The organism is Amycolatopsis pretoriensis, from assembly GCF_900107925.1.
GTDB lineage: Bacteria > Actinomycetota > Actinomycetes > Mycobacteriales > Pseudonocardiaceae > Amycolatopsis > Amycolatopsis pretoriensis.
In genome coordinates this window covers 14,325-27,573 of sequence record NZ_FNUJ01000015.1, presented here as the reverse complement: position 1 = coordinate 27,573, position 13,249 = coordinate 14,325, and the positions used below count along the sequence as shown (strand labels likewise).

Annotated in this window: 14 protein-coding genes; 3 read left to right on the top strand and 11 right to left on the bottom strand. The window is 70.1% G+C overall.

What is annotated here, in order from left to right:
* Nucleotide 1 precedes the first annotated feature (1 nt).
* From BLV96_RS44720 to BLV96_RS44700, 5 genes are all read right to left on the bottom strand, one after another.
* Nucleotides 2-712: a class I SAM-dependent methyltransferase gene (locus tag BLV96_RS44720; protein WP_086681754.1), complete on the bottom strand. Its 711-nt coding sequence runs from the start codon at nt 710-712 to the stop codon at nt 2-4.
* 49 nt (nt 713-761) lie between these two features.
* The gene (locus BLV96_RS44715; protein ID WP_143051135.1) at nt 762-1,376 is read right to left on the bottom strand and encodes a hypothetical protein; all 615 of its coding nucleotides are present in this window, start codon (nt 1,374-1,376) and stop codon (nt 762-764) included.
* A gap of 44 nt (nt 1,377-1,420) precedes the next feature.
* Nucleotides 1,421-2,068 carry a response regulator gene (locus BLV96_RS44710; protein WP_086681757.1) on the bottom strand — a complete coding sequence of 216 codons (648 nt, stop codon included), beginning with the start codon at nt 2,066-2,068 and terminating at the stop codon, nt 1,421-1,423.
* Nucleotides 2,065-3,285, bottom strand: coding sequence for a sensor histidine kinase (locus BLV96_RS44705; protein ID WP_086681752.1), 1,221 nt, complete (start codon nt 3,283-3,285; stop codon nt 2,065-2,067). The genes BLV96_RS44710 and BLV96_RS44705 overlap by 4 nt, the downstream gene beginning before the upstream one ends.
* 123 nt (nt 3,286-3,408) lie before the next feature.
* Nucleotides 3,409-3,939: a snapalysin family zinc-dependent metalloprotease gene (locus tag BLV96_RS44700; RefSeq protein ID WP_086685231.1), complete on the bottom strand. Its 531-nt coding sequence runs from the start codon at nt 3,937-3,939 to the stop codon at nt 3,409-3,411.
* A gap of 167 nt (nt 3,940-4,106) precedes the next feature.
* On the opposite strand from BLV96_RS44700, the gene BLV96_RS44695 reads away from it, so the two are divergent.
* Complete coding sequence (locus BLV96_RS44695; RefSeq protein ID WP_086685234.1) at nt 4,107-6,032, top strand: ABC1 kinase family protein; 1,926 nt, start codon at nt 4,107-4,109, stop codon at nt 6,030-6,032.
* Here the strand turns inward: BLV96_RS44695 and BLV96_RS44690 are convergent.
* From BLV96_RS44690 to BLV96_RS44680, 3 genes are read right to left on the bottom strand one after another with little or no spacing between them, the layout of a single operon-like run.
* Nucleotides 5,956-6,453: a S26 family signal peptidase gene (locus tag BLV96_RS44690; protein ID WP_244180952.1), complete on the bottom strand. Its 498-nt coding sequence runs from the start codon at nt 6,451-6,453 to the stop codon at nt 5,956-5,958. The two genes, BLV96_RS44695 and BLV96_RS44690, sit on opposite strands and share 77 nt — an antisense overlap.
* A gap of 58 nt (nt 6,454-6,511) precedes the next feature.
* Nucleotides 6,512-9,178 carry a hypothetical protein gene (locus BLV96_RS44685; protein WP_143051134.1) on the bottom strand — a complete coding sequence of 889 codons (2,667 nt, stop codon included), beginning with the start codon at nt 9,176-9,178 and terminating at the stop codon, nt 6,512-6,514.
* Between the two features lie 57 nt (nt 9,179-9,235).
* On the bottom strand, nt 9,236-9,568 hold the full coding sequence (locus BLV96_RS44680; protein WP_086677996.1) for a YnfA family protein: 333 nt from the start codon (nt 9,566-9,568) through the stop codon (nt 9,236-9,238).
* A 17-nt stretch (nt 9,569-9,585) separates the two neighbouring features.
* Between BLV96_RS44680 and BLV96_RS44675 the strand changes: the two genes are divergently transcribed.
* A complete protein-coding gene (locus tag BLV96_RS44675; RefSeq protein ID WP_167379933.1) occupies nt 9,586-10,365 on the top strand; it encodes a DUF4184 family protein in 780 nt (259 codons plus the stop codon).
* A gap of 4 nt (nt 10,366-10,369) precedes the next feature.
* Nucleotides 10,370-11,038 (top strand): hypothetical protein, encoded by a 669-nt coding sequence (locus BLV96_RS49485; RefSeq protein ID WP_143051133.1) that lies wholly within the window; start codon nt 10,370-10,372, stop codon nt 11,036-11,038.
* A 56-nt stretch (nt 11,039-11,094) separates the two neighbouring features.
* On the opposite strand, the gene BLV96_RS44670 is transcribed toward BLV96_RS49485, so the two are convergent.
* The 3 genes from BLV96_RS44670 to BLV96_RS44660 are packed head-to-tail and all read right to left on the bottom strand — an operon-like array spanning nt 11,095 to nt 13,228.
* Entirely contained in the window at nt 11,095-11,496 is a 402-nt protein-coding gene (locus tag BLV96_RS44670; protein WP_086677997.1) for a metal-sulfur cluster assembly factor, read from the bottom strand.
* Complete coding sequence (sufU, locus tag BLV96_RS44665) at nt 11,493-11,942, bottom strand: Fe-S cluster assembly sulfur transfer protein SufU (protein ID WP_086677998.1); 450 nt, start codon at nt 11,940-11,942, stop codon at nt 11,493-11,495. The genes BLV96_RS44670 and sufU overlap by 4 nt, the downstream gene beginning before the upstream one ends.
* Nucleotides 11,939-13,228, bottom strand: coding sequence for a cysteine desulfurase (locus BLV96_RS44660; RefSeq protein ID WP_086677999.1), 1,290 nt, complete (start codon nt 13,226-13,228; stop codon nt 11,939-11,941). The genes sufU and BLV96_RS44660 overlap by 4 nt, the downstream gene beginning before the upstream one ends.
* Between the last annotated feature and the right edge of the window lie 21 nt (nt 13,229-13,249).

Sequence of the window (13,249 nt, the reverse complement as noted above, 5' to 3'; positions counted from 1 at the left end):
GCTAGCCGGCCTCGAGGGCGAAGAACAGGAAGCTCGGGAAGGTGTCGAGCAGGTGGAAGTCGTCCGGGAACAGCTCGCGCGCTTCCGGCATCGGGTGCGGTTCGCTGATCACGGAGATCCTGAACCCGGCCGCGGTGAAGGCGTCGGTCATCGCGTGCAGCGGCTTGTGCCAGAACGTCATCCGCGCGGTTTGGCCGTGCAGCTCGAACTCGTCGGTCCAGGTGTAGGACTCGAAGTAGTCGGGGCGGGGCCCGGTCCGGCGGTGGATCAGGTTGTTCATGAAGGGGTGGTTGACCGACGCGATGAGCCGGCCGCCGGTCTTGAGCACCCGCCGGAACTCGGCGAGCGTCGGCTCCCAATCCCGCAGGTAGTGCAGCACCAGGGACGCGACGACGTCGTCGAACGCGTCATCGGCGAAGGGCAGCGGGTCGGCCAGGTCGGCGACCCGCAGGTCCGCGTCGGCGCCGAGCCGCCGCCGGGCGTGCTCGACCATCGCGGCGCTCTGGTCGAAGCCGGTCACGACGGCACCCCGCTCGCGCAGCGCGGCGAACAGCGGGCCCGAGCCGCAGCCGGCGTCGAGGATCCGCCGCCCGGCGACGTCCCCGGCGAGGGCCAGGGTCGCGGGCCGTTCGTAGTAGGCGTTCATCAGGCTGGTTTCATTTTCGGCCGTGTAGGCATCGGCGAACTCGTCGTACGCGGCAACCGGAGTCATGCGGCCCATAGTGCCCCCACCACCGGGCGTCGCGCCGGTCTCGGTCCCCTCAGAGCAGTTTTCGATTCTTCACCAGCTCGAACAGGTAGACGGCGAAGAGGCAGACAACGACTACGAGGACCGGGAGTCCGGCGACGAAGGCGCTTCCCAGAGCCGCAGCCAGCGGGACTGCGACGATGACCGGGGCGATCGCTATCAAGATCAACGGCAGGTGATAGGGAACGAGTCTCTGAAACAACCTGATGTTCGGGTCACCCATACCCTCGTGCCACCCAATGAACCCCTTGAATCGACGGGACAACGGTTGCTCGTACCGCTTGCGCAGGTACTCCGAGGCGACGCCGATCTGCATGTTGTAGAAGACAATCAGGATGCCAAGCAGGAGCGACACCAACGGGGACACCAGAAGCAGCGAGGCACTTCTGCGCTCGATCCCGAAGCCCAGTACAGCCGAGCTCACCGTAACCGAGCAAACGACCAAGCTTGTCCTGTGGTCCATCTTCTTGAGGATTTCGTCACGAAGCGTCCGATACTCGGCCAGCAGGAGATCGCCTGCGAACTCGGCACCGGTGATGATGCCGGCCACTTCAGGCAGATCGCAGTCGGGCTCTCCATCGGATGTCGTCATCTCGCTCCCGCCAGGTTCGTTCGCCTCTTCGATCAAGTCTGTTTCTTCGGCGCGTTCGTTACGCTGTCGGCGGCCCTTCGTCAGCCGCCAGGCGTCACGAAGCCCGAGTCGTACGCCCGGATCACCGCCTGGGTCCGGTCGCGCGCCCCCAGTTTGGCCAGCACGTTGCCCACGTGGGTCTTGACCGTCTGGATCCCCAGGTACAACTCTCCCGCTATCTCCACATTGGACAGTCCACCTGCCATCAACCGCAGCACTTCGCGCTCGCGCTCGGTCAGGCCCGCGCCCGCCAAGCCGTCGCCGGTCGGGCCGTGGTGCGCGGCCAGCCGGCGGATCGCCGCCGGGAACAGCAGCGACTCGCCCGTCACCACCGTGCGGATCGCCGCGACGATCTCCTCCGGCCGCGCCCGCTTGAGCAGGAACCCGCTCGCGCCCGCGAGGAGTGCGTCGTACACGTAGTCGTCGTTCTCGAACGTCGTCACCACGATCACCTTCGGCGGGTTGTCCACAGTGGACATCAGGTGCGTGGTGGCCCGGATCCCGTCCACCGCGGGCATCCGCACGTCCATCAGCACGACGTCCGGACGCAGCCGCGCCACCAGGCCGGGCACCTCGGCGCCGTCGGCCGCTTCGCCGACCACGGACAGGCCCGCTTCGCTGTCGACGATCGCCTTCAGCCCGGCGCGGATCAGCGGCTCGTCGTCCACCAGCAGCACGCGCACGCTCAGCTCCCCCACGGCACCCGCACCTCGACCTCCCACCGCTCGTTCACCCGTCCGGCCGACAGCTCGCCGCCGAGCACCGCGACCCGCTCGGCCATCCCGCGCACCCCGCGGCCGCCGCTCGATCTCCCGGTGCCACTCCCCAGCGGGTTGGCGACCCGGGCGACCAAGCCGTGCGCGGTCACCGCGAGCACCACCGCCACCGGGACCCTACCGGCGTGCCGGACGGCGTTGGTCAGGCATTCCTGCAGGATCCGGTACACCTCGCGGGACACCACCGCGGGCACGGCGGCCAGGTCGCCGTCGATCGACGCGGTGACGTCGGTGCCGGCGAGCCGGGTCGTGTCCAGGAGGGCCGGCAGCTCGGTCAGCGCCGGCTGCGGCGTCCGGGCCGAAGCCTCGTCGCGCAGCAGCCCGAGGACGTGGTCGAGGTCGTCGAGGGCGGTGCGGGCGGACTCCTCGATGGCGCCGAGCGCGCGCTCGGTGAAGTCCGGGTCGGTGCGCAGCGTCCGCCGGGCCGCGCCCGCCTGGACGGTGACGACGCTCAGCGCGTGTCCGACCGAGTCGTGCAGTTCGCGGGCCAGGCGGTTGCGTTCGGCGAGCTGGCCGGTCCACCGTTCCAGCTGCGCGATCCGGTCGGCGGCGGTCATCCCGAGCAGCCGCGCCGCGACCCGGCGCAGCACGCCACCGACCAGCCAGACGGCGTAGACGAGCAGCACCGCGGCGAGGGTGAAGGCGACGGGCAGCCACACCGACGCCCAGCCGGGCGGCACGGTGACCTCGCCACCGCCGTCGGTCTGGAAGAGGTGCCCGGTGAAGACGGCGCTGACGGAGACCCCGATGGCCACGGGCGCGGCCAGGCTGAAGAAGCTGACGACGAACCCGGCGACGACGTGCAGCACGAACATGGCGGCGGCGCGCCGCCGACCGGACCGGCTACGGGGTTTCGCGGGCGCGTCGGGGACGGGGTCGTCGAGCAGCTCCCGGACGGCGGTGGATTCCAGGACGTGCACGGCGGGCAGGAAGGCGGTCCCGCCGAGGACGAGCAGGGTGATGACGCCCCCGACGACGACGGCCTGGTCGGCGGTGGTGACGAACGGCAGGACGGACGGCACGGCGACGGCGGAGAAGAGGAGGTAGGGGACGCTGATGGCCCCGCCGAGGACGAGGTAGACCCAGCGGCGGTAGGTCGCTTTGCTCGTCAGGGGGCGGAGAATGCGCACGAGCCGATCTTCGCAGGTGGCGGTGGTGCGCGCCTCCCTCTCGCGGTGGAGGGCAAGCGCCCCAATGTGGCCTTGGTTGCGTCTGACGCACCGAAGGCCACATTGGGGCGCTCGGGACCGGACCTAGTGAGCGACCTTGAGCGGAGCAGTCTCAGCCCCCACCAACCCGTTCACCCACAAGGACTGCACCTTCGCCGCCTCCGCGGCCGACGGCTTCGCGTTCTTGCACGCCGTCCCCGGACCGTGCCCGGACATCAGCTCCGTGCACGGCCCCGTGTAGTGGTCCGGCAAGCCCAAGTTGTGGCCCAGCTCGTGCGCCGCGATGCGGGTCGGGTCGAAGCCCTCCGCCACCTGGCTCGTGTCCAGGTAGATGTCACCTCGGCCGTGGCCGTTGGTGTTCGTGTACGAACCGCCGCTGTGGATCTCGTGGAACTTGATCGTCGCGCCCGTGGTGCGCTTCACCAGCTTCACGTCGGTGACCGCGGCGTTCCAGTTGGCCGCGCCCTGGTCGATCTGGGCGAGGTAGTCCGGTGCGCCCGATGAGCTGTAGTAGAGCGTCGTGACGGCGGCCGCCGAAGCGGTCGGCGCGAAGCCGAAACCCAGCGGGGCCACCAGGGCCAAGGCCGCGATCCGGCCGATCACGCGTCCGTTCATCGTGTCTCCTTATGTCCGTTTAGAGAACACCCAACCGTGGTTCGCGCGATCAGGTTAGAAGTCCACGGACTTCGCGGCCACGGCCGAAAGTAGCTCCCTCGCCGGAGGGAGCCCGCTCCCGCCGCCGCGTGAGCCGCGCGGCCGGGCCGCCGTGGTCTGCTCGCCCCATGGACATCCTGCTGGGCCTGCTGACCCTCCCCCTCTACGCGCTGGTGCTGTGGCCGCTGGTGGTCGCCTCCCGGCGCGTGCTCGGGGTGCGGATCGGCGCCGTCCGCGCGTTGTGCGGCGCCGCGTTCGGCTGGCTCGTCGCGGGCGGCATCGGGCAGACCTTCCCGGTTTCCCTGCTGCACAACGGCGGCGCGGCCATCGGCCTGCTGATCCCGTTGGCGGGCAGTGCTTTCCTGGCGACGCTGATCTTCCTCTTCGTCGCCGAGCTGGCCCTGCCGGGCGGGTTCCGGCCGCGGTCGCTGCGCGCCAAGGTCCGGCGCGCCCGCCGGTACTCGCGGATCAGCCGGATCGCGCTCAAGCACGGCCTCGGCCGCTCCCTCGCCGGCCGCCGCGAACCCGGGGTCCGGCACGCCAAGCTCGCCCGGTCCCTGCGCCTCACGCTGGAGGAAGGCGGCGTGACGTTCGTGAAGCTCGGCCAGCTGCTGTCGACGCGCGCGGACCTGCTGCCGCCCGTGTTCGTCGACGAGCTCGCGAAGCTGCAGGACCGGGTCGCGCCCGCGAAGGCCGACGCCGTCTGGGCCGTGCTCACCGAAGAGCTCGGCGGCTCGCCCGACGACGTCTTCGCCGAGTTCGACCCGGAACCGCTGGCCGCCGCGTCGGTCGCGCAGGTCTACCGGGCCCGGCTGCGCGGTGGCGAGGACGTCGTGGTCAAGGTGCAGCGCCCGGGGGCGCGGGAGCAGGCCGAACGCGACATCGACATCCTCCGCCGTGTCGCCGCGGCCCTCGAGGAACGCGCGGATTGGGCACGGTCGCTCGGCGTCGCCGAACTCGCCGACGGGTTCGCCGAGGCGCTCACCGAAGAGCTCGACTTCACCATCGAGGCCCGCAACATCGCCGCCGTGGCCGCCACTTCGTGCCCGGACGTCGCACTGCCGTCCGTCCACAAAGCACTGTCCACCGAGCGCGTCCTCGTGATGTCCCGTTTGGACGGACAGCCGCTGGATAAGGCACCGGAAGCCGACCGCAAACGGCTCGCACGGTCGCTGCTGCGGTGCCTGCTCGACCAGGTGATGATCGGCGGTGTCTTCCACGCCGACCCACACCCGGGCAACCTCATGCTGCTCTCCGACGGACGTCTGGGCCTGCTCGACTTCGGCTCGGTCGGCCGCCTCGACGCCGGGCTGCGCGGCGGCCTGCAGAACCTGGTGCTGGCCCTCGACCGCGGCGACCCGGCGGCCCTGCGCGACGGGCTGCTGGAGATCGTCGACCGCACCGGCGACATCGACACCCAGCGCCTCGACCGCGCGCTCGGCGCCCTCGTCGCCCGCCACTTCGGGCCCGGCCGCTCCCCCGGCCTCGACCTGTTCACCAGCCTGTTCCGGGTCGTGGCGGACTTCCGGCTGAGCGTGCCGCCGCCGGTCGCCGCGGTGTTCCGGGCGCTCGCGACCGTCGAAGGGACGCTGTCGGCGCTGGACCCCGCGTTCGACGTCCTCGCCGAGTCCCGCGCGTTCGCCGCCGAGCAGGTCGGCGCCCGGCTGCGGCCGGACTCGCTGCGCCACACCGCGCTCACCGAGGCCATGGCGCTGCTGCCGGTCCTGCGCCGCCTCCCCCGCCGCGTCGACCGCATCGGCGCCGCGCTGGAGGAGGGCCGGCTGTCGGTGAACGTCCGGCTGTTCTCCGACGAGCGCGACCGCGACGTAGTCACCACCCTCGTGCACGAGGTCCTGCTGGCCTTCGTCGGCGCGGCGACGGGGCTGATGGCGGTCCTGCTGCTGGCCGGCGACGGCGGCCCGCGCGTCGTCGCCGACCTGACGCTGCACCAGGTGTTCGGCTACAACCTGCTGGTGATCAGTGCACTGGTGGGATCGCGGCTGCTCTTCGTCGTCTTCCGGCGTTCCGGACGACGGTCACGATCAGCCCGATGAGGCCGGCGGCGAACAGCACGAACCCGCCGAGGATCCACCACTTCAACGTGCCCAGCGTCGAGTCGGTCAGTGGTGCGCCCGGCAGGCCCGCGTCGGTGAACGCCGTGACCGCGGGCAGCGGCTTCGGCGTGACGACCGTGCCGGTGGCGACCACGAAACCGGTGACCCCGGAAAGCCGCGCCGGGCCCTGGAACCGCGAGTCGTCGGAGTTGCCCCGGTTGTCGCCGCCGACGAAGATCGCGCCGGTGCGGCAGGCGACCGTGTCCCCGGCGACCGCGCCCACCCGGAAGACGCTGATCCCTTCGTGGCTCGGCTGGTCGAACGCGCCGGAGTCCACGATGACGAGGTCGCCCCGGTGCACCTCGGCACCGTCCGCCCGGCGCACCACGATCCGATCGCCCGGCTCCAGCGTGGGACTCATGGGCGCACCCGGGATCGTGTAAGCCTGGTACCCCACCATCAGCCGGCCGAAAGCTCGGTCACGAAGAGGCACCATCCCGGACGAAGAACGAGTAGTAGCGCTCGGTCCGGTACCCGCCGTCGCGGTAGCGGTGCGAAACCGTCAGCGAGTAGTACCCGGCCTCCTTCGGCGTCCACGTCAGCGTCGCCTTGCCGTCCGGGCCCGCCGCGACCGTGCCGCTCTCGTCCTCCGACGGGCCCGAGAACGTGTAGTCGTAGCTCGTCGCCGAGTCCGACGCCGTCGAGAAGCGGAACGTCCCGGGCACGCCCGGTCCGCCGCCGAACTTCCCCTCGGGGTAGTCGTCGGAGGCGATCACCGGCTGGGTGAACACGTCGAAGTCGTACGTCTCCTGCGTCGACCTCGTCCCGGCGGCGTCGCGCGTCCAGGCGGTGAGCCGGTAGTCGTCGTAGCCCGGCGGGGTCCAGTCGAACGAGGCGCGGCCGTCCGGGCCGATCGGCAGCGTCACTTCGCCGCCGTCCAATGTGTACCCGAACTCGACGGCGCCCGGCTGGTGGGCCACCAGGGTGAAGCGGCCCGGGTGTCCGGCCGTGGTGCCGTTCTCCGGGAACTCCGCCGAGCTGATCGACGGCTCGTCGTGGACGTAGACCGAGCCGCTGCCCTGCGGGCTGGTGATCCCGCTCGCCGTGATCGCCTGGACCCACACCGACTGCCAGCCGCCGGTGACCGGCGTCCAGCTGACCGCCGCGGTGCCGTCGGCGCGGGCGGGCACGGTGCGCGTGGGTTCGTTGTCGATCGTGTACCGGTACTGCGTGACGCCGGGCAGCCGGGTGCTGAAGGTGGCGTTGACGACCTCGCCCGGGTGGGCGCCGCCGGTGACCGTCACCGTGGGCGCCGCGCCGTCGATGTACAGGTACACCGACCGTTCGAGGGTCGGCGGCGCCGTGCCGCTGTGGCTGCGGATCCGGATCCGGTTGTAGTCGGTGCGGTCCGGCGTCCAGGTGATGGTGGCCGTGCCGTCCGGACCGGCGGGCACCGACCGGAACTCCCCCGCCGAACCCGCGTTGATGTCGAAGGCGTAGTCGTAGGACGTGACGCCGGCCGCGCGCGGCGCGAGGGTCATCGTGTGCGGCGCGCCGAGCAGGATCACGCCGTCGGTGCCGGTGACCGTCGGCATGTCGTCGACCTGGAAGTGGTAGCCCCGCTCCGCACCGACGTAGCCGGACGCGGTCTTGGCCCGCACGTACACGTCGTGGAAGCCGCCGCTCTGCGGCGTGATGGTCGCGGCTCCCTTGTGGTCGGCACCCGCGGGCGCGCTCAGGGTCGGGCCGTTGTCGAGCCGGTACTGGTACTCGACGACGTCCTCCAGCAGCACCGGCGCAAAATTGAAGACGCCCGGGATCCCGACGCCGCCCTCGAGGTTCGTCCACCCCTGCGGGTACTGCACCGACCAGATGTCGGGCCGCGACTCGTGGACGTAGAAGCCGGCCGAGAGCGACGACGAGCGGTTGCCCGCCCGGTCGATCGCGTAGGCGTAGACGTAGGTGTGACCCGAGTCCGTCGGCGTCCAGGTGACCGTCACCGGGCCGCCCGGGTGCTCCGGCGCGACGGTCTTCGGGTCGGACCAGCCGTAGGGCGAGATCGCGTACTCGTAGGCGACGACGTCGTCGGAACCTCCTGCGCCGAAGGTGAAGTGCCCCGGCACGCCGACGTCACCCTGCTCGCCGTTCACGTCGGTCCGGTAGACGTCCGAGGAGACGGTCGGTGCGTTCGGCACGACGCGGTCGACGGTGAAGTAGCAGGTGGTGCTCCACGGCGAAACGTCCGTGCCGTCGTCACCCCGGACGCGCCAGGCGTAGGTGGTGCCTTCGGTGAGCTCTTCGCTCTTCACCAGCACCGAACCCGACCCGCCTTCGTAGACGGGCCCGTCGAGCTGCCGCTTCGCCGAGGGCCGGTCCACGGGCCACAGTTCGTAGCGCGCGGTCAGCTCGTCGCCCTGGTCGGGGTCGGTGAAGTGCCCGGACATGACGACGGACGGGGTGAAGTCGCGGTAGTTCGGGTTGAGGTAGCGGCCCGGTGCGTCGGGCGTGCAGGCGACGTCGTTGTTCTCGAGGGCCGTGGGCGCGGCGGGCGCGCCGTTGTAGCCGACCTGCAGCGCCACGCCGTCGGCGAAGTCGCGGGCGTACCGCGGGTCGAACTCCTGCCCGGCCGGCACGCGCAGCTCCAGCGTCAGCTGCGAGTCACCCCGCGCGGCCGCCGCGCCGAGGGCCGCGCCGACGTCGAAGCGGGTGTCCGCGACGACGCAGCCCGACGCCGGCTTTCCCGCCGTGGCCAGGCGTTCCAGCTCCGTCGACGGCTTCACCCACGACGAGCGCGAGGTGAACGGCGCGGTCCGCCACAGCTCGAGCGACCGGTGCGCGCAGTCGGCCGCGCGCGTCTCCTTGGCGACCACGACGGCCGACACGACGTGCGTCCCCTTGAACCGGGCGACGTCGAAGGTGAAGAACGACCGGGCGCCCTTCGCGCCCCGCGGGGTGGTGCCGACCGGCGCGGTTCCGGTGCCGCCCACGTGGGCGGCCGTCGGCGTCGACGCTTCGACGTACCCCCACGACGCCCGTGCGACGGTGGCGGACGGCACGAACCCGTCCGCGGCCGAAGCCGCCGGAGCGGTGAGGACGGAGATGGACCCGGCGACGAGGACAGCCGGAAGCAAGACAAGTCTGCGCATACGTTCCCCCCTGAGAAGTGCACCGGTCTATCGGCGGCGGCCGGGGAACGTTACAGCTCAGCCGGTGCGCGGTCCGTACATGATCACCGCGACCCCGGCGAGGCACAGCAGCGCGCCGAGGACGTCGTAGCGATCCGGGCGGTAACCGTCCGCGACCATCCCCCAGGCCAGCGAGCCGGCGACGAACACCCCGCCGTACGCGGCGAGGATGCGGCCGAAGTGGGCGTCCGGCTGGAGCGTGGCCACGAAGCCGTAGACGCCCAGGGCCAGGATCCCGCCTCCGATCCACAGCCAGCCGCGGTGTTCGCGGACGCCCTGCCAGACCAGCCACGCGCCGCCGATTTCGCACACGGCCGCCGCGAGGAACAGGACGATCGAGCGCACGACCACCCCGGGATACTAGCTCCGTGCCGTTCACGCTGAGTCATCCGGCCGCCGTGCTCCCGCTGGCGAGACGCCCGCTGGTGCCGTCCGCACTCGTCGCCGGGTCGGTGGCGCCGGACGTCTTCTGGTTCGTGCCGCGGCTGCCGGGGATCGGCCTGACGAAGACGCACGAATTCGCGTCGGTCCTGTGGCTCGACCCGCTGCTCGCGCTCGTCCTGCTGGCGGTGTTCCACGTCCTGCTGAAGCGGCCGCTGCTGGCGCTGGCGCCGACGCGGCTGGCCGCGCGGCTCCCCCGCGGCTTCAACTGGCGGCGGCCGGAGTGGATCGCCGTGTCCCTGGTGCTCGGTGCCGCCACGCACGTCGGCTGGGACGCGTTCACCCACGAGAGCGGCGGCTTCCCGTTCCTGCGGGTTCCGCTGGTCACCGGGGTCGACGTCGGCCGGCTGATCCAGCTGGTCAGCACGATCGCCGGCGCCGCGGTCCTCACGTGGTGGCTCGTGCGCTGGTACCGCACGGCGCCGGTTCGGGAGGTCCCGCCCGGTGCCCGCCACCGCAAGGCCGTCGCGGTGTTCCTGGCGGCCGGCGCACTGATCGGCGTCCTGGTGCAGGTGCTGCCGTTCCTGGCCCACCACGACCCGATGACCCGCGCGGGCGTCGTCGGCAACGCGACCTATCTGGCGGTCACCGGGGCCGGCAGCGGGTTCCTGGCCGCACTCGTGGCGTACGCGCTGGCCTGGCACGCCGCACAGAAAGTCACTGGACGACCCTTACCACATAACGACTTGCGAAGAGAGCGACAATGAGAGGGTGAACAAAGAGCGTAAGATCAGGGTTCTGTTTCGCAACACTCGAACGGGTGAACTTTGCTTGATCGCCTGGTTCTCAGTCCGAAACTCTGATCTCTATTGGGGACCCGGCTCTCCAGGTCACGCTACAGACTGGATCCGTTCAACTGACTTCTCGAAATTCGAGATCACCGTACCCGAAAATCTCGAATCGCTCCCTCTGCAGAACTGGAAAGCATCTCACCACAAGTCCGGAATGATGCACATTAACTCCATTCCAGAAGGGCACCATATCACCAAGGACGTCCACTTCGGCAACGTCGTCTCCATCTCGGCATTCAAACTTATTTCACTACACATCAGCCGCCCACCCAAAGCAATGCAAACCTACAACAAGTCGCCTTCCCGATCCGGCGCACGGACGGTAACCCTGGACGTTTCCGAGGAGTACTGGACGAGACGACACTACTTTGAGTTCTATGTCAGCCCAGCTGGAACATTCGATTTCCCGGGGCCAATCCTCAACCTTGCCGCCGGAGTTCAGCGTCCTTCGTTCTCGATGACGTTCGCGAACGACGACGGTACCGGCGAACCGGACCTGGATCTGATTCTCAGCTGTCGCGCCAACGTCTTGGATGAGTCATTCTCCGCATGGCATCCGGAGGCAGGTATCTGGGCTCAGTTCTTCTGAGCCCAGATACACAAAGCGGGCCACCTCGGAAGGTGGCCCGCTCGACGTGCGGAAGGTCAGACGGTGAAGCCGAGGGCGCGCAGCTGCTCGCGGCCGTCCTCGGTGATCTTCTCCGGGCCCCACGGCGGCATCCAGACCCAGTTGATCCGGAAGTCCTTGACCAGGCCGCCCGACGTCAGCGCGGCGTTCGTCTGGTCCTCGATGACGTCGGTCAGCGGGCAGGCCGCGGACGTCAGCGTCATGTCGAGGGTCGCCGTGTTGTCCGGCTCGACGCGGATGTCGTAGACGAGGCCGAGGTCGACGACGTTGATGCCGAGCTCGGGGTCGACGACGTCGCGCATGGCTTCCTCGACGTCTTCGATCTTGGCGAGGTCGAGGTCCTGCTTCGCGGTGGTCTCGGCGTCGAGGTCGGCGGCGGTCCGGCCCTCGCGAGCGTCGGTCGCGGTGTCTTCGGTCATGCCTTTTCAGCTCCAGTGGTCGTCCGGGCGACGGCGTCCTTGAAAGCCATCCAGCCGAGGAGGGCGCACTTCACGCGGGCGGGGTACTTGGCGACGCCCGCGAAGGCGACCCCGTCCTCCAGCACGTCCTCGTCCGGCTCGACCTTTCCCTTGCCCTGCATCAGTTCCACGAAGGCGTCCATGGTGGTGAACGCCTCCTCGATCGTGTGGCCGACGACGAGGTCCGTCAAGACCGACGTCGAGGCCTGGCTGATCGAGCAGCCCTGGCCGTCGTAGGAGACGTCGGCGACCTTGCCGTCGTCGACCTTGACCCGCAGCGTCACCTCGTCGCCGCAGGTCGGGTTGACCTGGAACGACTCGGCGTCGAACGGGTCGCGCAGGCCGCGCCCGTGCGGGTTCTTGTAGTGGTCCAGGATGATCTCCTGGTACATGCTCTCCAGGTTCACTGGGCCACCCCGAAGAACTTCTGCGCCTCGCGCACCCCGGCCACCAGGGCGTCCACTTCGGACAGCGTGTTGTAGAGGTAGAACGACGCGCGCACGGTCGCCTGGGCGTCGCAGGCCCGGTGCAGCGGCCACGCGCAGTGGTGGCCGACGCGCACGGCGATGCCGAGACTGTCGAGCACCTGGCCGGCGTCGTGCGGGTGCACGCCGTCGATCACGAACGACACGGTCGCGCCGCGGTCCGCCAGGTCCGTCGGACCGATGATCCGGACACCCGGGATCGCGCCGATGCCTTCCAGCGCGGCGGCGGCGAGTTCCTTCTCGTGCGCCGCGATCCGGTCCATGCCGATGGCCGAGAGGTAGTCGACGGCCGCGCCGAGGCCGATGGCCTGCGACGTCATCGGGACGCCGGCCTCGAACCGCTGCGGCGGCGGCGCGAAGGTCGAGCCCTCCATGCGGACCATCTCGATCATCGACCCGCCGGTGAGGAACGGCGGCATCGCTTCGAGCAGCTCGGTGCGGCCGTAGAGGACACCGATGCCGGACGGGCCGAGCATCTTGTGCCCGGAGAACACCGCGAAGTCGACACCGAGGGCGTGGAAGTCCACCGGGAAGTGCGGCACCGACTGGCAGGCGTCGAGCACGGTCAGCGCACCGACGGCCTGGGCCTTCTCGACGAGCAGCGAGACGGGGTTGACCGTACCGAGCACGTTCGACTGGTGCGCGAACGCGACGACCTTGGTCTTCGAGGTGATCAGCTCGTCCACATCGGACAGGTCCAGGCGGCCCTCGGGAGTCACCTTGAACCACTTCAGCGTCGCCCCGGTGCGCTGGCAGAGCTGCTGCCACGGCACGAGGTTCGCGTGGTGCTCCATCTCGGTGATGACGATCTCGTCACCCGGACCCACGACGAAGCGCGCGGCTTCCGGGCCCGCGGTGGCGGCGTTGCTGAACGAGTACGCGACGAGGTTGATGCCCTCGGTCGCGTTCTTGGTGAACACCAGCTCTTCGGGGTCGGCACCGACGAACTCGGCGATCTTCGCCCGAGCCGACTCGTAAGCGTCGGTGGCCTCTTCCGACAACTGGTGCGCGCCGCGGTGCACGGCGGCGTTCGAGGTGAACACGTAGTCGCGTTCGGCGTCGAACACCTGTTGCGGCCGTTGCGACGTCGCTCCGGAGTCCAGGTACACCAAGGGTTTCCCGTCGCGGACGGTGCGCGACAGGATGGGGAAGTCGGCCCTCAGGGCCGCCACGTCCAGTGGCAAAGAGCTGGCCGAGGTGGTGGTCATCGGGCCGACTCCTCTCATTCT

Excerpts from the sequence above, each read along its gene's own strand:
- BLV96_RS44720 (WP_086681754.1), bottom strand. The coding sequence starts at position 712 with ATGACTCCGGTTGCCGCGTACGACGAGTTCGCCGATGCCTACACGGCC.
- BLV96_RS44700 (WP_086685231.1), bottom strand. The coding sequence starts at position 3,939 with ATGAACGGACGCGTGATCGGCCGGATCGCGGCCTTGGCCCTGGTGGCC.
- BLV96_RS44695 (WP_086685234.1), top strand. The coding sequence starts at position 4,107 with ATGGACATCCTGCTGGGCCTGCTGACCCTCCCCCTCTACGCGCTGGTG.
- BLV96_RS44690 (WP_244180952.1), bottom strand. The coding sequence starts at position 6,453 with ATGAGTCCCACGCTGGAGCCGGGCGATCGGATCGTGGTGCGCCGGGCG.
- BLV96_RS44685 (WP_143051134.1), bottom strand. The coding sequence starts at position 9,178 with ATGCGCAGACTTGTCTTGCTTCCGGCTGTCCTCGTCGCCGGGTCCATC.
- BLV96_RS44670 (WP_086677997.1), bottom strand. The coding sequence starts at position 11,496 with ATGACCGAAGACACCGCGACCGACGCTCGCGAGGGCCGGACCGCCGCC.
- BLV96_RS44660 (WP_086677999.1), bottom strand. The coding sequence starts at position 13,228 with ATGACCACCACCTCGGCCAGCTCTTTGCCACTGGACGTGGCGGCCCTG.